The following is a 21,211-nucleotide window of genomic DNA, read 5'->3' on the forward strand; positions in this document are numbered from 1 at the left end:
ATTCCCTGAAAATTAAAAAGCGAGGGAATTTATAAATCTGAATTATTACATTTATATTTAGATCAGTTTTAATTTTTGTTGTACTTATTTTTACTCTTGATTCAAATCAAATAAGCTCAAAATAACACATAAAGGTCAAACAATTGAAACAAACAGCACAAATTTATATTTATCAATACACAGTTTGAGTTAGAAATAAGCAATCGCCTCCTTCAGCTACGCTTAAATTCAATGATATTGCCTTTCTTCCCCTTAGCAAAATACGACTCCAGTACGGAAACCTCCATGGGCTCAGCCAGCATGTAACCCTGTCCGACTTTACACCCCATCGCGCGCAATCTGTCTTTCTGCTCCATGGTTTCAATGCCCTCTGCTACCACTTCAATTCCCAACTCACCGGCAATTTTTACTATGTTCTCCAGCAAAATGGCTGTGGTTTTGCTTCTCATTTGATCAGAGGTATAGCTTTTATCTATCTTCAGCGTGTTAAACGGGTAGCTCTTCAGATGCTTCAGCGAGATACTGTCTGTACCGAAATCATCCAGAGAAAGTCTAAGGCCAAGCTTTTTAAAGCGGGAAAAAGCGTTGTGGAAATACTTATCTTCCGTCAGTACCTGCTCTTTTATTTCAATCTCAAGATCCCGCGCTCCGACATCTGAGTCGCTGATCACTGAGCACAGACTCTGAAGGAACGACTTCTGTTTAAAGCTGTAAGGTGAAATATTGACTGAAACCACGACAGATTTAATCTGCTTCTCATGCCAGATTTTTTGCTGGTTCAGCACCTTCTGAGTCACCAGAAGATCTATTTCATGTATCAGCCCCAGATATTCAGCTGTAGGAATAAAGTCAGCCGGATACAGTAAGCCCTTTTCAGGGTGGTTCCAGCGAACCAGGGCTTCTATGCCTGACACTTCACCGGAAGCAAAGGTCCAGCGAGGCTGATAGTGCAGTACGAACTGATCATTATCTATGGCGACTCTTAAATCACCCTCTAAATCGGCCTGCTCCATCGAGCGCTGGTTCAGCTCTTTAGAGTAAAACTGATAGTTATTTTTGCCCCTGGACTTCGCATAATACATCGCATTATCAGCAAACCTGACCAGCTCTTCCTCGCACCGTGTATCGTCTGGGTATATGGCGATGCCGATACTGGCTGATACATGCACCGATTTATCATCAATCTGATAGGTATTCGACAGGCTTTCTATCAGGGTTTCAGCAATCTTATTCGTCACCCTGACCGACGAAACCGAGTCCACCATGCCTTCGAGCACCACCATAAACTCGTCACCACTGATGCGGGCTGCTGTGTCTGTTGCACGGATGGTATTCTGAATCCGCTTAGCGACCATTTTCAGCAAGGTATCACCGGTATGATGACCAAAGCGGTCATTCACTTCCTTAAAATGGTCCAGGTCGATAAACAGAACGGCCAGTTTATGCTCTGCCCTCTCGGCATGCAGTCTGGCTTGTTCAAGCCTGTCCAGCAAAAGAGCCCGGTTTGGAAGTCCGGTTAACAGATCAAAATGCGCCTGATAGTGAAGGTTTTTGTTTTTCTCTTCTATCTGTTTATTGGCTTTGGTGAGAGATTCCAGAAGATTATCCTGGTTTGCTTCCTGACGATTAAGAAAACGAAATAAGAAAGCAGCCCCTATAGTGGATATGCAAATTAGCAAAACGCTGATGACCTGAAATCTGAAAATATCAGAATTCAGCTCTTGTTTTATCCTTTCCTCCAGCCGGTCAATGGTTGCATTGAGGCGGAAAAACTGAGTATCAAACTGTTCGTCCAGTAAAGTGCCGGCAAAAGCAGACTGCCTTTTTGCATAGCGGATTTCTGCGATAGTACGAAATTCAGCAAGCTCATTTTTTATCTGGACAACTGTCTGGCGGCTGGTAATGCTTTCTATGCGGGAAAATGAACTGCCGTCAACCTCTCCCCCGGTCAACAAGGCATCTGCATGACTTTGTGCCCGGTCAAGATAGTTCCAGACATCGGCGATATTCTCACTGGTATCACCGGAAAGAATTTCCTCAAACCACAGGTGAGCCGTAGAGGTGTCAACTTTTATCTCTTCCGCGACCTCTATCAGTGAAACCCGCTTTACTAAAAGATCGTTTCCAAGGTAGAAAAGAAAGCCCATCATTACAATCAGTAACGATGCGAACGAAAATGCTCTGGCTGAATGTCCCCTGAAAACTAGCCTCATTGCACTCACTCATCCTCTGAATTTGTGAATTCTTTTTTAACATATGAAAGTATAACTTAAACAGAATACCCTATTGTTATGTGCATGTTAAATAATACAAACATTCTCGATCACATTTTGCTTCTTAAGACGGTTTACTGAGTTATCCTCCAGCAAATAAGTGAGCCAAGTGTCACCATGGCAACCCCCTGCCAGAACGTACTGCTTAAGCTGACCCCAAGAATGAGCATGGACAAAAATGTTGAAAGAACCGGTGTAAAATAGGAAAGTGTCGCCAGAAAAACCATATTTCCGCCAATAATGGCGATATTCCACAGACCGTACCCTCCAGCCATAAAAGCACTGGCTAATACCACATCAAATACATTTTTCACCGTATACTTCATTGGAGGGGCATCCACAAATGCGTAGTGAATCCACAATGTTACAGCGGTAAATATAAAGAATAGCGTAATGCCATTTTGCCCGTTTGAGAGGCGTCTGGTCACATTGCAATATATTGCCCAGATAAATGCGCCTGAAAATGCCAGAAAATACGCAACAGGATTTGATGCAATATTTGATAATAATTGTGGAAGTGAAAACCCTTCGTCACCGGTAATACTCCAGATCACACCCAAAAACGCCACGGCTATCGCCGGATATATCCAGGCGCTCACTTTCTTCGGGCTTCCTATCACAGCAAGCAATACCGTTAGTGAGGGCCATAAGTAATTGATGATAGCCATCTCCAGTGTCTGCTGCCTGTCATTGGCAAAGCCCAGGGCAAGTGAGAAAAACACCTCATAACAGGCGAATAACCCGCCCCCGATAACAATGTAGGATAAAGAAAACTGCCTTAGCTTTGGGATCCCGAGCGTAACCAACAGCAGCACAGAGGCAACTGTGTATATGGTTGCCGCGCCACCAATCGCACCAAGTTGCTCAGCAACACTCCGGGTAAGGGCAACCAGACAACTCCAGAGCAGAATGGCAGTTGCTCCGAAGAATGTATATCGGTAAGTAGTAAACAATTAATCATCACTCATAAATATTATTAGCAGTGAAGTATTATAAATATGCCAGGCATTTGCAAGACAAATAAAAGCAAGTCCAAATAATTATACAAACTATGAAAACCTTATTTAAATTGGAGCGAACTCTAACTATTAATAATTTAAATTCGTTAATTTCCATTAACCTATTCACTTCTCATTTTATTATTTCACCTGGCGTAAAATACAAATACCGTTTAAGCAAAGAGGGAAATTATATGGAACGAGCTATTAATGCGCTAGGATTATCAATTATCGCCTGTAAATACGCTGCTGTTATATTATTGGCAGGTCTGTCACTTTCCACCGGAGCGATTGCAGCAGAGGTTATGCTGCTAACCGGTGCAGAAGGAAACGAATAATACACTCTGTTTTCAACCATCTATTCGTTTGTAATACCAACCCCAGTAATTAACTGTTCAGTGATTGCCGGGATTGGTATAAGGACTGGCAACGTAGAACTACGTTGCCAGTTTGTTTTCTAAAACCTCAAGACTTATACCAGAGAGGTGACTTCGGCAACCAAAGCGTCTATCCCTGATTTGGCTTCCATCAGATTCTCAGCCAACATATATGCCGGTGTGGAAACGACCTTATATTTGCTGTCAAACGCTATCTCATTTACCTGACACGGAATATGCCTGCCACCAAGTGCTTCGATTACGCCTGCTGTCTCTGAGTCTGTGCCTATCGTGCATTCAATCCCGTCAAACACTTTAGGAAGCATCACCGGAGCGATACATAAATATCCGGAAGGCTTACCTGCTTCAGAGAAGGCTTTCATTTTTTCTGCCAGTAACGGCAATACTTCAAACTCCCTGCCATCAAAAGCAAAGCTTGAGAGATTCTTAGCCACGCCAAATCCCCCCGTAACAATCAATGCGCAGTATTCTTCTGTGCCAAGTTCATCCAGAGGCTTCACATTTCCTCTGACGATACGAGCAGATTCATGCAACACATTTCGTTTCTCGCCGTTGTCGCCACCATTAAAATGGTCGATAACGTGTGCCTGCTCCATATCAGGAGCAAAGCACTGATATTTCAGATAGCTTTCTTCCAGCGCCAACAAAGTCAGAACCACTTCATTAATCTCGGAGCCATCGTAGACTCCACACCCAGCCAGGACAACAGCAACAGTTTTAGGCATATCCGTATCCTTTTGTTATTTATACCAATCCCAGCAATTATCTGTTCATCCTTGCTGGTTAAAATCGCATATTCGGTTAAATCATAGTCGAAATAAATCAAGCCAGCAGGAGCTGGCTTGAGAAATCAGGGTTATCGGTATCAATCTTCAGGAAAATCTTTTCTCTGTTTCATTTCCTGACCTTCGATTTGCCAATGTTCATTTGGGTCAAAGGTTCTGTCACAAATATCAATAGAGAAACCCATATCTACCACTTCTTTAAGAGTCAGGTTATCAGCCAATTTGGTTGTTTCACCTTTGCTATTACGTAATTCCATTACTCGCTCCTGTACTTACCTAGAACTCCACTATAAATATAGTCGCCGGATCTGCGCTTTGCCTGATCAGATCTTTCAATTTTGAGCTTCACCTCAAACTTAGCACTGTTTATATAAACAGTATTTTATTGACATAACCAAAACTCAGGAACATACTGTATATAAACACAGCATCAAATTCCCTCTGATGTCTGGTTGATTTTTCAGTAACGAATGTGGAGGTCTCTATGTTAACGCTTACAGAAAAACTTCATGAAATTAATGAACTGCGAAAAAAAGCGCTAGCCGATCCCGAGTTTATCCGCTCAGCAAAGGCTCATGAAAGTGCAATCAAAGAACAGAGCCGCAGCCACACTCCCCAAAAGGTAAAGAAAAGAGAAAAAGCAAAACAGAAAAGTTTTGCGGATGTCTATCACGAGACAAATTTCAGCGTCAGCCCGGTCGGTATGCAGCACTAAGTCAGCACAAAAATCTTTATTGCAGTTATATGACAGTAATATTGCACTTTTCTGACAGAAATCACACATACATATACACTTTGGGATTGCATTCGAAATACAATGTATATACCATGTATATGAAATGTTTAGACAGTCGTCAGTTGCAATAAAGGGGTCAATATGCCAGTAAACAAAGATTTAAACAAAGCTCTAAAGTCATGGAACAAGCGCGAACTCACTGAGTTTAGTGAAGCACCACTATTGGTTCGAATCTCAGGTCTGATCATCGTATCAATCTCTGCTGTTCTTGCACTTATCTAGTAAAACCCTGTATAGAACTAAGCCCCTGTTTATCAGGGGTTCTATCATTTAGCACTTTATATTTCTTACTTTCTGCACACTCTGTTGCGTCCCGCGTTTTTTGCTTCATATAGCGCAATATCAACCCGCTTTAAGAACTCAGCAATATCCTCTTCTGCCTTGTAAGTTGTTGTTCCAAAACTTGAAGTTAGCTGCTCAACCGGAGAAAAGTCCTGCTGCTCAATTAAAACTCTGAGTTTTTCAGAGGCTTCATCAACATGCTCCGCATCCACTCCGGGCAAAAGAATCATAAACTCTTCCCCACCCCATCTTGCGAAAATATCTGATACACGGATATGCTGCTGAATCAAATCTGCAACCAGGATTAATACCTGATCACCCACATCGTGCCCATACTCATCATTTACTGCTTTAAAGTGATCCAGATCCAGCATAATTAAGCCAAGTGGCAGTCCCATACGGTTAGACAGCTCAGTGTACTTTTTAAGCTCAAATTCCAGCTTTTGCCGGTTGCTGATATTGGTAAGCCTGTCAGTTTCAGCCAGCTTCTGAAGCTGCTCTTCCAGTTCCTTCATCAGGGTAATATCTTTTACATTCAGCAGGATTCTCTCGTTATCCGGAAGTATTACCGCACTCAGAATCGTGTGAACAATCGTACCGTCTTTCCGGTGGCAGGTTTTAGTGACATCGTTAACGGCCCCGCCAGAGAACAGAGCCTTCATCTGATCTTCTATGCTTGTACCGTCATCATCCTCGACAAAGCGCAACTCCAGCAGTGACATGTTCAGAAGCTCTTCCCGGTGGAATCCCAGCCCTTTGCAAAAGGCATCATTAAACTCAAGAACATTAAACTCTAAATCAACCAGAGCAATGCCCGACTGAGAGTAATTAAATACCGCTTCAAGCTCTCTTTTCTGCTGCTCTATTTTTTCGTAGTTTTTCTTTCTCTGAGATATATCGCGAATCAAAGCAAAAAACCGCCCACCTTCAATGTCGGCATAACTGACGGAAACATCCACGTCAAACTCTTCACCACTTTTGCGTCTGTGTTTTGCCTCAAAGCTGGCTTTTCCCTGTTGCTTAACCATAGCGATATTGTCGCGGATCATCTCATCGCTATGTGCCATTTCAACAAAGGCAATTTTTCTGCCTATTAACTCCTGTTCAGAATAACCACTCATCTGGCAGTAGGATTCATTCACATCTAATATTTCGCCATAAGCATTGATAAGCCAGTACCCATCCTGAGTAGACTCAAGAAGTGAATTAAACCTGAGTTTCTCTGCCTCAATGGCCTGTTCTTTCTCTTTTCTGTCAGTGATATCTCTGAAGGCGGATACCGAATATTTCTTTCCTGAAATATGGCGGAATGACTTACTGGTTATCTCCACAAGGGCCAGGCTTCCGTTCTTGTGTGTGAAAAGCTCCTCCCCCTCAAAAATCCAGCCATTTTGCAAAGACTTATAGATGGGGCACTCCTTTAAAGGCTGCGTTTCCTCCTCGCCCTGATGAGCATGGAAAATATCGTGGCCGATTTTTCCGATTATCTCTTCCGGCCGATACCCCAGAATTTCAGTAAATGTCGCATTGACATGAGTCACTGCTCCTCGTTCATCCATAACATAGAGGCCATCGCCGATGGTATCGTTAATCACTTCCAGATGGTTTTTCTGGGAAATCAGCGTATCTGTAGACCTAATAAGCAACCTTGCTACGAAAAACAGTACCAGCAAAAACAGAGTACCTAAGATAACTGAATTGCGGAAACTCTTTCCCAGCATGGTCATAAAAAGACTTTCTTCGTAGGAGACCAGGTATCCTGCTTTACGATGTTTAATATCCCATACCGGTATAAAAGTGACGGTCCAGTCTCTGCCATCTGCCTCAACAGCAACAGAAAATGGCCTGTTAGTTTTCATTTCTGTCTGAACTTTAGGGTACTCACTTAGCGCAACAAGCAACTTGTCATTATTATGAGCACCATTCGCTGCATGGTTTCCCACAGATAAAGACTTATCTATCACATAATCAGTATTAATCATTGAGGTGGGATACTGGTCTTTCCATTGCTCAAACAGCACTCCAAAGGCAACATCACGGTTGATGATTAACTGGTAACTCCTGGCGCTGTCCATCTCATCCATTTTATCTCTGATTTCATCAAAGGAGACACTGAGCTCAACGCTGCCAATATGCTGGTTTTGATAGGTCAGAGGAAAAATATTCCGGTAACCTGACTTTATCCGGCCAAACTCAAACCCTTCTACAATTCGCTTGTAACTGTTTGCTATTTCTACTGAGGGTCTGACCTCTCTCAGAGAATCTCCGTGCAGATCCGGCTTATGAAAGCGGAGGAAACTTTTTAAATCAGGCGTATGAAAGTGCAGTAACACCAATCCCTGATCACGCAATTGCTCATAAACCGGCCTTAGCTGAGAGTACAGCTTTTGACGAGCCTGTTCCTGCTCCTCTCCACTGGAGTTGATTCCTGCCGCCACTGTTCTCAGCACATTTTCATTCTGAATAACCCCCTCTACCAGAGGTCTGGATGAAAGGCGGAATAATTCAATACTACTGTTGTAAATGGTGGTAATAACAGAGACTTCTTTGGTCAGATGCAGCGTCTTTTTTGTACTGTAGTTATTGTTGAAATAGGCGTACATCCCTCCCCATAAAATAAGGAAGGAGACTAAGAGCGCTAGTTTCAGTTTGCCTATTGACGTTGTCAGCATATGTTATTTTTTAAATGAAACTGTTTGGATATACTCAAGTATAGATACAAACAAAAAAAGTCGGGAAGAAAATTCCCGACTTTTTAAACAGATACTGATTTTAAACCTTTTAGGCACTAAATTAGGGCAGGTTAGTTTCATTATCCTGCTGCTCTGCTTCAAGCTTTGCACGTTCGGCTTTAGAGATGTACTTCGGCTTATTGCTCTTGTGCAGTTTGGCGTTTTTCTTTTTTTGCTTGCTCTTCAGGATTTGATTGATTCGCTTCTTTCTGTTCATAATTTGCTCAGGCTAATTAACTCGCAGAGGAGGATACCCAGTTCACAGACAATTAGCAATACGCTCAATAGCGTGAATAGCGGTTAAGATACATCACTAAATTCTGCTTTTGAGCGGAGGAAAATAGCAAACTCAGAACCTTTACCCGGCTCGGATTGTACCTTAATCGTTCCACCCACCTGTTCAAGCAGGCTTTGAGATACGGAAAGGCCTAAGCCTGTACCCTCTTTTTTGGTAGTAAAAAACGGATCGAAAATCTGCGCTATATCATCAGGCGCTATGCCAGCTCCGTTATCACAAACCCGGATAACACAACCAAGACACGCTTCTTTATCTACCCAGTTTTCAGTAGAAACCTTTATGCTTCCCGCACTCCCGGTTGCCTGAATGGCATTCATCAGAAGGTTAATCAACACCTGAAGGAGCTGGCTTCGGCTTACCTCAGCAAACTCAGTCGCGTTCAGCTCTGTATCAATCGTAAACTTGTTCGGTTTAATACCCGATTTTACCAGTATGGCGCTCTCTTTAACCAACGCATTGATATCCATCTGACTCAACTCACTGCAGGTATCATCGCTACGACTGTACTGTAGCAGGCTTCTGGTGATTTTTCTGATGCGGTCGAGCTGATCTAAAATCATATCCAGCTCTTCTTTTCCCCGCTCAGGTTCATCTCTGAACTCATACTTAAGCAGCTCGGTATTTCCAAGAATCACGGCGGTCGGGTTATTTATCTCGTGAGCAATACCCGCCGTCAGCTTACCCAGTGCCGCCAATTTTTCACTGACCACCAGCTTATCCCTGGTGTCGTTAAGTAGCTGAATATGATGCTGCAGCTCTATCGTTTTCGTTACCAGACTTTCCGTGCGCTCTTCTACCTTCTGTTCCAGTAATTCCGCATCACTCTTAATTCTGTGGTTTCTTTCCTGCAGCAGATCCAGCATCCGGTCAAACTGTTCAGCCAGCACATTCAGCTCATGCTGATCGTTCAGACCAATATTGCCGATACGCTTATCTTTTCCTTTTCGTATACAAGAAACAACATTTGAAATGCGCTCGATAGGATAAAACAGCGCTTGCGACTCCCGGTATACAAACCATGCACCAATGACCAGAGTGGCAAGAATCATCAAAGCTATTGCTAACAGATTGTTCAGATATTGATTTATCAGCGGCCAGACTTTATAACCGGTATAAAGCATGCCCACGACATTACCCTTATAGTCGTATAACGCATGATATGACGATATGTACCAGTCATCATACACATAGGCACTATCAACATACTTCTCTTCATTCTTAATTACACGCTCAGTCACTTCCTGTGAAGCGTAAGTCCCTAATGCGCGGTTTTTGCTGTTCAGGTTTTCTGCCGGAACATTCGTTGCAATACGCAAGTCATCCAAAAATACGGTGACTGTCCCTTCCTTAGCCAGATAACCCTCACCCATTAAGTAGATATGATCCCGGATGGAATCAACCAACTTACAGCTGTTATTGACTAAGGTGCCTGCATCAATGCCACCTGCAAGCTTGCCATCTATATACACAGGTACCAATGTCCGGATCACCAGCCCTCGGGACTCAATACCCTGGGAGTACAGAACTGACAGGTGAGCCTGGCTTCGAAGCTCAGTTGAAATTGAGTTAAGCGTGAAGGAATCCATGACCTGCAGAAAAGTCACCTGACTTTCTGACTCTGCTAACCGCTCTTTAAGGAAGCTGTCGTCCGCCCTGCGCCATCTTAAATAGTCCAGGCTGCTTTGCTGCTCTTTGTCTTCTAACCAGCGATTTATTTCGTTTTCCCGGTGATTCTTACCGGGCTCAGAAGAGTGAAACAGACGATACAATTCAGATGAGTTTGCGATGGACTTCACCTGATCGCTCTGCCGCAGTTTAAGTGTTTCTACAAAGTTCTCCGCATGCCACAACCTCTCTTCCACATCCGTTAACGCATTTTTCCACGTATACGCTAAGCCCCAATATAAGGCTATGCCTATCAGCACAACAATCGTTAAAAGAACAGGTACGGTGGTCAGAACAAGCAGGCGATAGCGCACCTTTGTCTTAATTAAGGTGTAATACTTTTTTAGTGAACACTTTACAGAGGTTTGATTAGCTGTGTCCATCAGCCACTCTGACTTTCCCAGTCTTTAAACTTGCGCTCCAGCGTCTTTCGGGATACACCCAACTGCTTGGCTGCAGCGGATTTATTGCCGTCATGTTCATGAAAGACCTGCTGAATATGTGACTTCTCCACATCCTTCAGGGTCCACTCACTGGGATAACCATTCGACTTGCCAGTGCTGAAATCAGCAAATGGATCGCTGAAGCCGTCATGTGACGACGCAAGATGAATCTTACTCTGCAGCGCTCCGACATCCAGATTAAGTTCTGAGCGGCATTGGTAAGGTGACTTCCCAAGCAATAAGCAGCGCTCCACCATATTTTTCAGCTCGCGAATATTGCCTGGCCAGTCATACTCACGCAAGGTGAAATAGTCTTTGTCACTCCATACCGGCGCAGTAATGCCATTCTCTGTACATATGCTGTTTTGGAAATAGGAAGCAAGCTCTCCCAGATCCGCTTTGCGCTCCCGCAAAGGAGCAATATCAATCTGCAAGACATTCAGCCTGTAAAAAAGATCTTTACGAAAGCGCCCTTCTGCAACTTCCTGTTTAAGATTTTTATTGGTAGCGGCAATGATTCTGACATCAATCTTAATGGACTGATCTGAACCAACCGCGCGTATCTTACGCTCTTCAAGCACGCGTAGCAGCGAGAGCTGAACTGAATCGGGCATCTCATTCACCGCATCTAAAAACAGCGTACCGGAATTAGCCACCTTGAACATGCCTTCCCGGGCGCTGGTAAATCCGTTTCTTGAGTTCGCTACATGACCGAAAAGTTCACTTTCCAGTAAGTCTTCAGAAATTGCACCGCAATTGACCGGTACAAATGGCCCCGAGCGTCCGCTTTTCTCATGCAGCCCTCTCGCAACCAGTTCTTTACCGGTCCCGGACTCGCCCTGAATCAACACAGTTGCCATTGAAGGCGCATACTGCTCTATGGTTGCCAGCAGTTTTTTGGTCTTTTCTGACTGGCCAATAATCTCTCCCGGCACAAAGCGCTGAAAGTCACGCGTCACGGCATAGTGCATGCGGTCAGCCAGGAGCTTGTTTGCACATTGAGTAACAGACTGGATCATCTGATCCATATTGAACGGCTTAAGAATAAAGTCAGACGCACCCAGTTTAATGGCTGCAATAGTCGTCTCAAGATCGGCGTATCCGGTCATAAAAATGACCCGGGCATTGTCGTTCGGGTCATCGAATAGTTCATTCCATTCGATTCCGCTGCGTCCCGGAAGGTTGACATCGAGAATAACGATATCGAAATAGTGACGGGATCTGAGCTCTTCTGCCTCTTCTATGCTGGAAGCACAGGAAATGTTGACAAAGAACTTCCCGAGAATTTTAGTCAGTAAAGACTGCATTCCTTCTTCATCATCAACGATAAGAACGGATATCGCCTGGTATTTCCTAATTACGGAGTTTTCATTTTGCTGCGTAGCTGTGTTTGTATGTTTAGGCATTGTAAATAGCAAACATCTTTCATTTGTTATATTAGCCCCACAAATTGAGGGGCTAAATTTATTATTAATTATCTACAATGCTATCAGAATACTATGCCATACCCTATCATTTTTTGAGCAACACATTGCATAGGCCAATTTTTAGTTATTAATCATTAACATACGTATATACGCAAATAAGGTTATTCCGCTTTTTCCGGGCTATCTGCAGGTTCAGAACCTATTCGTTTACCCAGAGTACAAACTGGCCAGCGCTCCTGAATCGCCATATTGGTATAAAACTGCCTTTTTACCGGGTCATCGACATAAATCAGAACTTTCAGATGATCCCAGCTCAGTTGATCACACAGCGCATTAACAATCTCGGTATGGGGAAACACTTGCGCAAATTTGATGCAAGAGTGTAAATGTTCCTGACTCCAGTCACTGCCAAACTCGCCGGTTAACCGTTCAGAAAGAACCGTAACTATTTGTTCTTCAAACGCGGCGAGTTCGCCCTTCACTATCTCATTACGGATACAGCTTCCGACTTGCCAGTAAACCTGTGCTAGTCCGGAACCTTCTGCCACCCCGGCACGCTGCCTGATAGCATAAATAAGTCCGGACACTTGATTTTCAAAGCTAGATTGAGGCGTTTTTTTATCAGTCATATCAGCACTTTATTTGGTTAAATGCTGTGTATTATTAATCACATAGAAAAAGATATTTTCTGGTTATTAGACTGATTTTTGGTATGACTATAACACCTGTACATTTTGTTCAAATGCCATCAGTGCCTGCTGACTTATCGGCTGGCGAATAATCTTGGCTTCAGCACCATTTACCATTATCTCAGGAATGATAGTACGGCTGTTATAGGCTGAATTCATCACCGAACAGTAAGCGCCCGTGTATGGGAATACCACTAGATCACCCGCTTGCAATTCATCACTTAGCGGATAATCACGCACAAAGGTATCTGTACTTTCGCAAATAGGGCCGACGATATCATATTCCTGTGTAGAATCTGCCACTGGCTCAGCGACGGTCACGATAGGATGAACCGCTTGATACAGCGCAGGACGCATCAGGTCATTCATTCCTGCATCGAGAATAACAAACGTTTTGGGATCAGCCTTCTTCACATAATTTATACGCGATACCAGAACTCCGGTATCAGCGACCAAAGAACGCCCGGGCTCAACAATTACTGTGCCCTTAAAATGCCGGGTTCCTGTAGCGATTACGTCAGCGATGGTTTCAAAGTCCAGAGCAGAACCTTGGCCGTAGTCAATGCCAAAACCTCCACCCAAATCCAGGCGGGTAATTTCAACGCCTTCTTGTGCCAACTGTTCAACCAAAGACATCATTTTGCCAATCGCGATACGATAAGGCTCAGCATCGCAAAGCTGCGAACCTATGTGCATCGCCAGGCCTTTGATAGTCAGGTGGCGATTACCAGCGTATTGCTGACTCAGCTCTGTCACTCGCTCCAACTCAATACCAAACTTATTACCTTTTTGGCCCGTAGTAATATTTTTATGGGTATTAACCGTTACATCGGGGTTCACCCGCAATGCTACAGTGACCTGAGCATTTTGCCGTTCGGCCAACTCGGCTAACAGTGCCAGCTCTTCGGCAGATTCCACATTAAACTGCCCCACACCTATTTCAATGGCTGCATTGAGTTCAGCCGTACTTTTCCCCACACCCGATAAAATCATACGCTGAGCGGCAAAACCAGTGGCTAAAGCTCGCTCCATCTCACCTCCGGAAACCAGGTCGACACCCAGCCCCTGCTCAGCGAGCAACTGCAGAATATGAAGGGTGCTATTGGCCTTCATTGCGTAGTGAATCTGAATGCCCCGCGACTCAAAAGCATCTTTGCAGCGACGCACATTGTCCAGTAAACGGGCTGTGGAATAGCAGTAAAAAGGTGTTGTCACCTTTTCAGCAAGCGCACGGATCTGACAGGATTCCATTTGCAACTCTCGCTGATGATAATAAACTGGCTCGATTAGTCGTGTCACGGTATAGCTCCTTCAATTTAAAGCGGACAAAACCTCTTGTTTGTCCCTGAAAAAGAGCTTACGTTAATCGACTTGAGCTGACTGCTGACAGATCCACTGAAGCTGCCGTCATAAAGACGGAATTTTAGTGAAAATGCCTGTATGAGCATCAGAATGACACTTTACAACTGCCCGAAAACGCCATGGATAAGTTTGATCAAGCCATTATTAACCTACTGACCGAAAACTCTCGCCAGTCCGTTGCCACCATTGGAGACGCTATTGGCTTATCCCGCACAGCGGTAAATGAACGCATTCGTAAACTCGAAGAGAGAGGAACAATACGAAGATATACGATAGAACTGGGCCATGAATCTCAGGAGCAGTCGATCTGTGCCTATTTTGAACTCACCTTTCATCCCTTCGAGCCCACTTCTGTTATGCAACAACTGCAAACAATTCCGGAAATACGTCAGGCACATGCGCTCAGTGGTTCAACCGATGTTCTGCTGTTTGTTCAAGCCCGCTCCATGGAGCGGCTCAATCAGGTACGTCAGCAACTGTCTGGCTTAGATAACCTGGGAAAAATAGTAACATCCACTGCGATGGAGCGGTTGGTATAAAGAACAAAAGGCTCGCCTTATAGTGAGCCTCTTGTCGTCTACAGAGATTTTTTAAGCTGCACTCCCAATGATGTTAAAGCTTGTTCACACTGGGACGCACTTGCAAACTGAATTGCTGAAATACCAACTGACTCTGCGCCCCTAACATTGTACGGCATATCATCTATAAACACGGTTTCTGAAGCCTTTAAATCATATTGAGAAAGTAGTGATTGGTATATTTCAGCCTGAGGCTTCAGTAAGCCAACTTCTGCAGAAACCGTTGCACCATCGAACAATGGCCAAAATGTGTAGGTCTGTTTTAAATAAGACACGATTTCATGAACATTGTCGGTTAACGCATAGACTCTGTAACCTGCGGATTTACAACGTTTGATTAAATCAACAGAGCCGTATATCAGAATTTGTGTTTGCTTCACATAGTAAAACAACTGCTCACACTCTAACTCAGTTAAGCCAAGGGTTTCCTGATACTGAGCCTTGGCCTCATATTCAGAAATCAGCCCTTTATTCAAACTTAACCAGGTTTCAGACTGAAATATTGACTTTGCTTGATCTTCAACAGATTCACTATCGCCAAATGTAAGCCTGATAATCTCCAATGGAGCCCAACGAACCACGACATTACCAATATCAAAAACAACATTCCTGATGTTAGCAGAACCCATACACAACTCCTTTCACATAATATTTAGGGCCAGGCGGAATTTTTCGCTCTTTACCTTCGGTTTATCATGTTAGTGTTGAGTTTTGTTTTGCGCTTATGTCGGCGTAGCTGTGTAATAGCTCCGTAAGTGTGTTAACCCAGCCGAACACATCCACAGGTGCCTTGCGAAGGAGTGACTCAACATGCTCACAATGAGTTTCAAGGGAAATGGCCTGTTCCAGGTTAAATGATATTGCGTAGAAGTGCCATAACACTAACCGTGTCATTCTCTCACTATTTTGCTTTGCGTTTTCTGAGTCATCAAAAGCTTGTTGAACTTCACTCAGTGCAATGGCTGTCATACGCAACATTGCATCAAAGCGTGCTGATAGCAGGCGCTCTTCACTGTCTACTTCTTCTTGCTCAAAGGTAAAAATTTCACTCATTACGTCTTCCGGCACCATTTTGCTGATGATTCGGGCGCTAAACTCTTCCAGCTCATGGCGAGGCATAGTTACGAGGCATTCAAAGGTGTAATCACGAAGCATAAGAAATCACTCTGGCTAGTTAAAATTTGAGACAGTAAGGCTTAAGGTGTTGGTTTATTTTTACGGGGAGACAAATGGGTGGAAGCCCCAGCCACATCCCGGCACACAAGTCGTCCGCCCTGGCTGCTTCCTTCCGGACCTGACCAATTAAACAGAGTATTGTTGCGGGAGGACCAGGGCCTCCATAGATTTTGTTTCGCTGGCTTGGAACCAGAGAGTGCGAAGGATTATCTGTCATCCCCCGCTTCAATGCAAGCTATCAGGCACGTAAAATCACTGATTTGCGTTTAAATGCTTAATAATTGTCCTCATCCAAAGGTTCTGAGTATAAAAGATACTCTGTAGCCCATGCCGTTCCTAATAAGAACAGCCAGGCTGCCAGCACTTGTGAGGGTACTTCTGCGTTGGGTAGCATCATAAATGCGGAAAAGCCCACGGTGGGAAGTGACCAGTAAAGCAACCTGTGCCATTTAAAAGATTTTATCTCTTTCAGAGATTCCGTAGCAGCCATGATTCCGGTGACACCAATTGCCAGCAATGCCGCTTCCCACCACCCGGCCAGCCACAGAGGGAAGATAAACAGCAAAGACCACCAGCTATGCTGATGCTTGGTCGGCAGCTTCCAGTTCATGGTGGAGTACCAGATCATGGCAACGGCGATAAGCTGAATAAGGGTTGCTCCCGCGCTGCCTTCCAGCTTGCCGTTAACCTGAGTAAGCATAATGCCGGACTCCATTGCCAGTACACATAAGGCCAATAATATGCGAACAAATCGGTTGCTCTTGGAACAAAAGGCTACCATAAGGACCGGGATCAGAATCCAGGTACTGATTGAGAGTGCAACCGGCTGATAAGGCAAAGTGAAGCCGTAAAGACAGATCGAGGCTAAAAGAAGAATTCCCGCAGGCCCGCTCTGCGGAATAATCCAGACCACAGGAATCATAAAGGCGAGAATAGGAATGTCGCCTTCCGACATGTTTAATGCATGAGCGCAGACCACCACGAGCATTAATGTCATGATGAACTGGACTACAGATCTCAACATGAGTCACCTCCGTTAACAGACAACCACACTGTAAGAAACATTTCCTTAACTTTATAATATGATAGTCTAATAAATGAAAGATAGAGTCAGGTCACTAGTTATTTAAAACCTGCTTAACTCAGGTCACACCCTGGCCAATTGGCCCGCCGAATAAATGATTGTATGCCGCTATGGAAGATTTTTTGCCACAAATATATGCCGTAATTCACCAGATCCCTTACGGAAAGGTCACCTCCTATGGTGAAATTGCCCGCTTAGCCGGATATCCGGGGTACGCACGCCATGTGGGCAAAGCGCTGGGCAAGCTGCCTGAAGATACTATGCTGCCCTGGCATCGCGTTCTCAATAGTCAGGGAAAAATCTCACTAACGGGAGATTCATTTATCAGGCAGAAAGAGCGCCTGGAAAGCGAAGGCGTTGGTGTCAATTCAAACGGAAAGGTCAGCCTTAAATTATACAAGTGGGCTTTTGCTAGTTTCTGAATAGTTGATTAAACCTGATCATAGGAGGTAATTCCTATGAAAATAATAGACCTCAGTTTAGTCAGTATCAGTGAAGCGGCCCGACACTATGGGGTTTCCGTACCAACTATGCGTCGATGGGATAAATCTGGCATGCTCAAATCTGATTGCCGGACTTTAGGCAACCACCGACGTTATCATCTGTATAAACAGGATAAAATCAAAGTGGGTTATACCCGTGTCAGCAGCCATGATCAGAAATCCGACCCGATCACGCAAGCCGAGTTCCTCGCTCCCTTCTGCGATCTTGTCTTAGAGGACTTAGGCTCCGGTCTGAACTGTAAGAAGCCACGCTTGAGAAAGCTCATTGCTATGCTGTTGGCAAAGCAGGTGTCCGAACTGCATTTATCACATAAGGATCGTTTGCTGCGCTTTGGCCACGAGCTTGTCTTTCAATTGTGTCAATGGTCTGGAACAAAAGTGATTATCCATAAGGAAGAGAAAGAAATTTCTTTTGAGCAAGAATTATGCAGGGATGTCATCACTCTGATGACGGTGTTCTCCGCAAGACTTTACGGAAAGCGATCTCACTCGAACAAAAAGGCCAAAGTTATTTGATACTGTGTATGCAACCAGCATAATTCAGCTATGCAGATTTCTTTCAAAACTCAGTTGTTCACCAATAACCGGCAGGCGACTTACATGGCGAAGGCGTCGGGCACAGCTCGTTTCGTCTGGAACTGGGCTCTGGCGAACTGGAATGAGCAATATCAGCAGGTTAAGGAAGGTAAACGGGATAATAAACCGAATGGCATGAGCCTGAAGAAGGAATTCAATGCCATCAAGAAATCCGACTACCCCTGGGTTTATGAGGTTACTAAGTACGCCTCCCAGCAACCTTTTATCCACCTTGGCCGGGCATGGTCTGAGTATTTCAAAGGAAACCGTAACCGCCCTAAGTTTAAAAAGAAAGGCCGATGCCGTGATGCCTTTTATATAGGAGGAGACCAGGTAAAAGTGCGGGGCCGGTTTGTCAAAGTGCCCAATTTAGGCTGGGTGCGTATGGCCGAGCAAATTAAATACGGCGGACATATTAACTCAATGACGATATCCCGCAGAGCAGACAAATGGTACGTTTCCTTCTCTATTAATGTCGAAGTCTCAATGCTCCCCTGTCAAAACCAAGCAGACGTCGGAGTGGACTTAGGCATTAAGGCACTGGCCACTTTAAGTCGCGGAGAAATCCGTTACTGGTTTTCACCCAAACCACTGCAACAGAATCTTCGCAAACTGGCCCGCTATCAACGGCGGTTGGCCAAAAAAGTAAAAGGCTCAAATGGCTATAAAAAACTCAGAATGAAAATCGCCAGACTCCATAAACGCATTGCTGATATCCGTAGCAATACACTTCATCAACTCACTTGCTATCTGGTGAAAAACTTCAGTGACATCACCATTGAGGACTTAAACGTTAAAGGTATGCTGAGCAATGGCAGGTTAGCCAGACATATTGCAGACGTGGGGTTTTATGAGTTTAGAAGGCAGCTTGAATACAAATGTCAGAACTTTATGGTCAGGTTAAACGTGGCAGACAGATGGTATCCTTCCAGTAAGCGATGTTCGTCCTGTGGCAGACACAATCCGAACCTGACGTTAAGTGACCGGGCTTATCGATGCGAGTGTGGCCTGGAAATCTGCCGGGACCACAATGCTGCCATCAATTTAGAATCATATACGGCTCGTTCAGCCGGAATTCACGACGCCGGAGATAACGGCTCTGTCCCTGCAGCAAGACAGCAAGGGCAACCAGTATCGTTGAACGCGTCAGAAAGCATCAAACCCCATGATCAGGTTTGTGTAGGTATTTCAGAACGGAATCTTAGAGACGACAGAAAACAAAAAAGCTCTTGCGTAACAAGAGCTTTTTTCTTTAAGTAAAGTGCGCAGATTACTTATCCTGCAGTTTTGAAGTTGGCAACCTGAGTCTGCAGACCTAACGCAAGTTCTCTTAGCTTGATACTTGCATCAGCGATTTGAGTAGAACCTTTCGCAGATTCATCAGCTACCTGATTGATTCTGGCAAGGTTACGGTCGATATCCTCTGCTACCGATTGCTGTTCGCTGGAAGCTGTAGCAATCATCTGGCTCTTGTTGTTAATGTCAGCAACGGAAGATGCAATTTCACTGATATTCTCACCGGCAGATTCAACATCAGACACAGTAACAGCAACACGCTCTAATCCTTTTTGCATAGCCACAGTTGCGCGCTCAGTGCCACTTTGCAGGCTGGTGATTATCTCCTGAATCTCAGCGGTTGAAGTTTGGGTTCTGCTGGCAAGCGTTCTGACTTCATCGGCCACCACCGCAAATCCACGTCCCTGCTCGCCTGCTCTGGCCGCTTCTATTGCAGCATTCAAAGCCAGAAGATTAGTCTGGTCAGCAATATCACCAATCACGCCAAGCACTGAACCTATGTTATTTGACTCGGCCTGAAGATCCTGAATCACATCAGAAATAGAGTTAACCTCTTCGGATAGTACGCGGGCATTGTTAATGACGTTGGTCACCACTTCATTAACTTTCTCTACCTGACCATTGGCATTATCAACCGACTCAGAAGTGTTTTCTGCATTTCTGGCAACTTCACCGACAGTTGAAGACATCTGAGTCATCGCCGTAGCCACTTGCTCCACTTCGCTAAACTGCTGCGCAATACCACTGTTTGTTTGTTCGCTGATAGATGACAGCTCTTCTGCTGCCTGAGCAACTTCATTCGCCGCGTCTTTAACACTAACAATAGTGTCGTGTAGCGTGGCACTCATTGAAGACAGGCCATTGGCAAGACTGTCCCTGTGTTTGCACTTGTTGTCTTTGTGGAAAGCCAAATCACCGTCAGCGATACGCCCCATAGACGCCAGCACCTTTTTCGGTTCACCGCCAATCTGCTTCATAATTCCCAGATAGATAAAGTAAGCGACTGCAGCAAAGACAAAGAAAGTCAGAGTCATGCAGGTGATAAGTAAGTTCTGATAAAACGAAACCTCTTCCTTATTTACCAATACTTTTGCCTGAGTACGCTCATCCAGAAGGCTCAGAAAATCGTTAACCGGAGCCATGATTTTTGCTTTGTCTTTATGGTACTGGTCGTTATGCATGATACGGCGCGCCATCTCCCAGTCCGGCTCGGCTTTACGTGTATAGTTACCGTTTCCGTCATCGTATAAACCTTTCACGGCATTCATCGCAATGGTTTCAGTGGTCACCAGGCCATCAGAGTTATTCTGCGCTTCGGTCAGCTTATTAAACTCTTGCTCGGAAAAGCCGGCTTTTTGCATAAGTGACTGCAAAGATTCGGTGGCACCATCCTGACGTGGCTTATCGCCATAGTTCAGAACCAGATCCCAGTAGATTCTTTCCATATTGACCGGTCTGGCCTTATCGCCATTACGAATCGCCAGGATATCCCAGTACATTTTTTCGTACTTGTCATCACCGGTCATCACGTAAGTTCGGGCAAGTCGGGTCAGATCGTCTGAACTCTGTCTGAGTTCATCCGCCAGCAGATAAGAAGAGTATCGCTCCACCTGGCTCTCATACAGAGAGTCATGCTTGATCGTGATTGTATATATAAGCACGCCAACCATAAGCAGAGATCCAAAAGTAAGAAAGGCACCTGTAAGCAAAAGTCGTTTTAAGCTCATCTCAAATCCTTGTTAGCATCGAACTATTAAACTACGAACAATTGAACTTTGGGCTAGCCTTATTCTTATTTAGCATCAAACTTCTGCTTTAATCTTACAATCGTTATTCTCTATACAGCTCAC

At 44.5% G+C, this 21,211-nt stretch carries 21 protein-coding genes and 1 other RNA gene; 7 read left to right on the top strand and 15 right to left on the bottom strand.

Annotated elements, in window-relative coordinates:
- Positions 1 to 212: 212 nt before the first annotated feature.
- Both L3Q72_RS09330 and yddG read right to left on the bottom strand, forming a co-directional pair.
- Complete coding sequence (locus L3Q72_RS09330; RefSeq protein WP_275129678.1) at positions 213 to 2,213, bottom strand: EAL domain-containing protein; 2,001 nt, start codon at positions 2,211 to 2,213, stop codon at positions 213 to 215.
- A 134-nt stretch (positions 2,214 to 2,347) separates the two neighbouring features.
- On the bottom strand, positions 2,348 to 3,226 hold the full coding sequence (gene yddG / locus L3Q72_RS09335; RefSeq protein WP_275129679.1) for an aromatic amino acid DMT transporter YddG: 879 nt from the start codon (positions 3,224 to 3,226) through the stop codon (positions 2,348 to 2,350).
- 239 nt (positions 3,227 to 3,465) lie between these two features.
- Between yddG and L3Q72_RS09340 the strand changes: the two genes are divergently transcribed.
- Positions 3,466 to 3,609 (top strand): hypothetical protein, encoded by a 144-nt coding sequence (locus L3Q72_RS09340; protein ID WP_275129680.1) that lies wholly within the window; start codon positions 3,466 to 3,468, stop codon positions 3,607 to 3,609.
- Positions 3,610 to 3,743: 134 nt separating this feature from the next.
- Here L3Q72_RS09340 and elbB read toward each other — a convergent pair whose 3' ends face one another.
- Both elbB and L3Q72_RS09350 read right to left on the bottom strand, forming a co-directional pair.
- Positions 3,744 to 4,394: an isoprenoid biosynthesis glyoxalase ElbB gene (gene elbB, locus L3Q72_RS09345; RefSeq protein ID WP_275129681.1), complete on the bottom strand. Its 651-nt coding sequence runs from the start codon at positions 4,392 to 4,394 to the stop codon at positions 3,744 to 3,746.
- 140 nt (positions 4,395 to 4,534) lie between these two features.
- Positions 4,535 to 4,711, bottom strand: a complete 177-nt coding sequence (locus tag L3Q72_RS09350) for a hypothetical protein (RefSeq protein WP_275129682.1) — start codon at positions 4,709 to 4,711, stop codon at positions 4,535 to 4,537.
- A 227-nt stretch (positions 4,712 to 4,938) separates the two neighbouring features.
- Between L3Q72_RS09350 and L3Q72_RS09355 the strand changes: the two genes are divergently transcribed.
- Together L3Q72_RS09355 and L3Q72_RS09360 are read left to right on the top strand one after the other, a co-directional pair.
- The gene (locus L3Q72_RS09355; protein ID WP_275129683.1) at positions 4,939 to 5,169 is read left to right on the top strand and encodes a hypothetical protein; all 231 of its coding nucleotides are present in this window, start codon (positions 4,939 to 4,941) and stop codon (positions 5,167 to 5,169) included.
- Between the two features lie 162 nt (positions 5,170 to 5,331).
- Complete coding sequence (locus L3Q72_RS09360) at positions 5,332 to 5,472, top strand: hypothetical protein (RefSeq protein ID WP_275129684.1); 141 nt, start codon at positions 5,332 to 5,334, stop codon at positions 5,470 to 5,472.
- 65 nt (positions 5,473 to 5,537) lie between these two features.
- Here the strand turns inward: L3Q72_RS09360 and L3Q72_RS09365 are convergent, their stop codons facing one another.
- The 6 genes from L3Q72_RS09365 to lysA form a co-directional block, all read right to left on the bottom strand.
- Positions 5,538 to 8,204, bottom strand: coding sequence for a PAS domain S-box protein (locus L3Q72_RS09365; protein WP_275129685.1), 2,667 nt, complete (start codon positions 8,202 to 8,204; stop codon positions 5,538 to 5,540).
- A 121-nt stretch (positions 8,205 to 8,325) separates the two neighbouring features.
- Positions 8,326 to 8,481, bottom strand: coding sequence for a DUF2986 domain-containing protein (locus L3Q72_RS09370; protein WP_275129686.1), 156 nt, complete (start codon positions 8,479 to 8,481; stop codon positions 8,326 to 8,328).
- 83 nt (positions 8,482 to 8,564) lie between these two features.
- Complete coding sequence (locus L3Q72_RS09375; protein WP_275129687.1) at positions 8,565 to 10,610, bottom strand: ATP-binding protein; 2,046 nt, start codon at positions 10,608 to 10,610, stop codon at positions 8,565 to 8,567.
- Complete coding sequence (locus L3Q72_RS09380; protein ID WP_275129688.1) at positions 10,610 to 12,076, bottom strand: sigma-54 dependent transcriptional regulator; 1,467 nt, start codon at positions 12,074 to 12,076, stop codon at positions 10,610 to 10,612. Before L3Q72_RS09380 ends, L3Q72_RS09375 begins: the two co-directional genes overlap by 1 nt.
- A 182-nt stretch (positions 12,077 to 12,258) precedes the next feature.
- Complete coding sequence (locus tag L3Q72_RS09385) at positions 12,259 to 12,726, bottom strand: DUF1016 N-terminal domain-containing protein (protein ID WP_275129689.1); 468 nt, start codon at positions 12,724 to 12,726, stop codon at positions 12,259 to 12,261.
- A gap of 87 nt (positions 12,727 to 12,813) precedes the next feature.
- Complete coding sequence (gene lysA, locus L3Q72_RS09390) at positions 12,814 to 14,085, bottom strand: diaminopimelate decarboxylase (protein WP_275129690.1); 1,272 nt, start codon at positions 14,083 to 14,085, stop codon at positions 12,814 to 12,816.
- Positions 14,086 to 14,267: 182 nt separating this feature from the next.
- Between lysA and L3Q72_RS09395 the strand changes: the two genes are divergently transcribed.
- Positions 14,268 to 14,687 carry an Lrp/AsnC family transcriptional regulator gene (locus L3Q72_RS09395; RefSeq protein WP_275129691.1) on the top strand — a complete coding sequence of 140 codons (420 nt, stop codon included), beginning with the start codon at positions 14,268 to 14,270 and terminating at the stop codon, positions 14,685 to 14,687.
- Positions 14,688 to 14,725: 38 nt separating this feature from the next.
- Here the strand turns inward: L3Q72_RS09395 and L3Q72_RS09400 are convergent, their stop codons facing one another.
- The 4 genes from L3Q72_RS09400 to L3Q72_RS09415 all read right to left on the bottom strand — a co-directional run bounded on the left by L3Q72_RS09400 (position 14,726) and on the right by L3Q72_RS09415 (position 16,926).
- Complete coding sequence (locus L3Q72_RS09400; protein ID WP_275129692.1) at positions 14,726 to 15,355, bottom strand: HAD family phosphatase; 630 nt, start codon at positions 15,353 to 15,355, stop codon at positions 14,726 to 14,728.
- A gap of 64 nt (positions 15,356 to 15,419) precedes the next feature.
- On the bottom strand, positions 15,420 to 15,881 hold the full coding sequence (locus L3Q72_RS09405; protein ID WP_275129693.1) for an exoribonuclease R: 462 nt from the start codon (positions 15,879 to 15,881) through the stop codon (positions 15,420 to 15,422).
- A gap of 82 nt (positions 15,882 to 15,963) precedes the next feature.
- An RNA gene (ffs, locus tag L3Q72_RS09410) (signal recognition particle sRNA small type) lies at positions 15,964 to 16,060 on the bottom strand.
- A 116-nt stretch (positions 16,061 to 16,176) separates the two neighbouring features.
- Complete coding sequence (locus tag L3Q72_RS09415) at positions 16,177 to 16,926, bottom strand: hypothetical protein (RefSeq protein ID WP_275129694.1); 750 nt, start codon at positions 16,924 to 16,926, stop codon at positions 16,177 to 16,179.
- Between the two features lie 170 nt (positions 16,927 to 17,096).
- Between L3Q72_RS09415 and L3Q72_RS09420 the strand changes: the two genes are divergently transcribed.
- Genes L3Q72_RS09420 through L3Q72_RS09430 form a run of 3 tightly spaced genes read left to right on the top strand, consistent with a single transcriptional unit; the run spans position 17,097 to position 19,325 of the window.
- Positions 17,097 to 17,408 carry an MGMT family protein gene (locus L3Q72_RS09420; protein ID WP_275129695.1) on the top strand — a complete coding sequence of 104 codons (312 nt, stop codon included), beginning with the start codon at positions 17,097 to 17,099 and terminating at the stop codon, positions 17,406 to 17,408.
- Positions 17,409 to 17,444: 36 nt separating this feature from the next.
- The gene (locus tag L3Q72_RS09425; RefSeq protein ID WP_275129696.1) at positions 17,445 to 18,005 is read left to right on the top strand and encodes an IS607 family transposase; all 561 of its coding nucleotides are present in this window, start codon (positions 17,445 to 17,447) and stop codon (positions 18,003 to 18,005) included.
- Positions 18,006 to 18,035: 30 nt separating this feature from the next.
- On the top strand, positions 18,036 to 19,325 hold the full coding sequence (locus L3Q72_RS09430; RefSeq protein ID WP_275129697.1) for a transposase: 1,290 nt from the start codon (positions 18,036 to 18,038) through the stop codon (positions 19,323 to 19,325).
- A gap of 14 nt (positions 19,326 to 19,339) precedes the next feature.
- Here L3Q72_RS09430 and L3Q72_RS09435 read toward each other — a convergent pair whose 3' ends face one another.
- Positions 19,340 to 21,088: a methyl-accepting chemotaxis protein gene (locus tag L3Q72_RS09435; RefSeq protein ID WP_275129698.1), complete on the bottom strand. Its 1,749-nt coding sequence runs from the start codon at positions 21,086 to 21,088 to the stop codon at positions 19,340 to 19,342.
- Between the last annotated feature and the right edge of the window lie 123 nt (positions 21,089 to 21,211).

Origin of the sequence: Vibrio sp. JC009, from assembly GCF_029016485.1 — a bacterium.
In the GTDB taxonomy this organism is placed as follows: Bacteria; Pseudomonadota; Gammaproteobacteria; order Enterobacterales; family Vibrionaceae; genus Vibrio.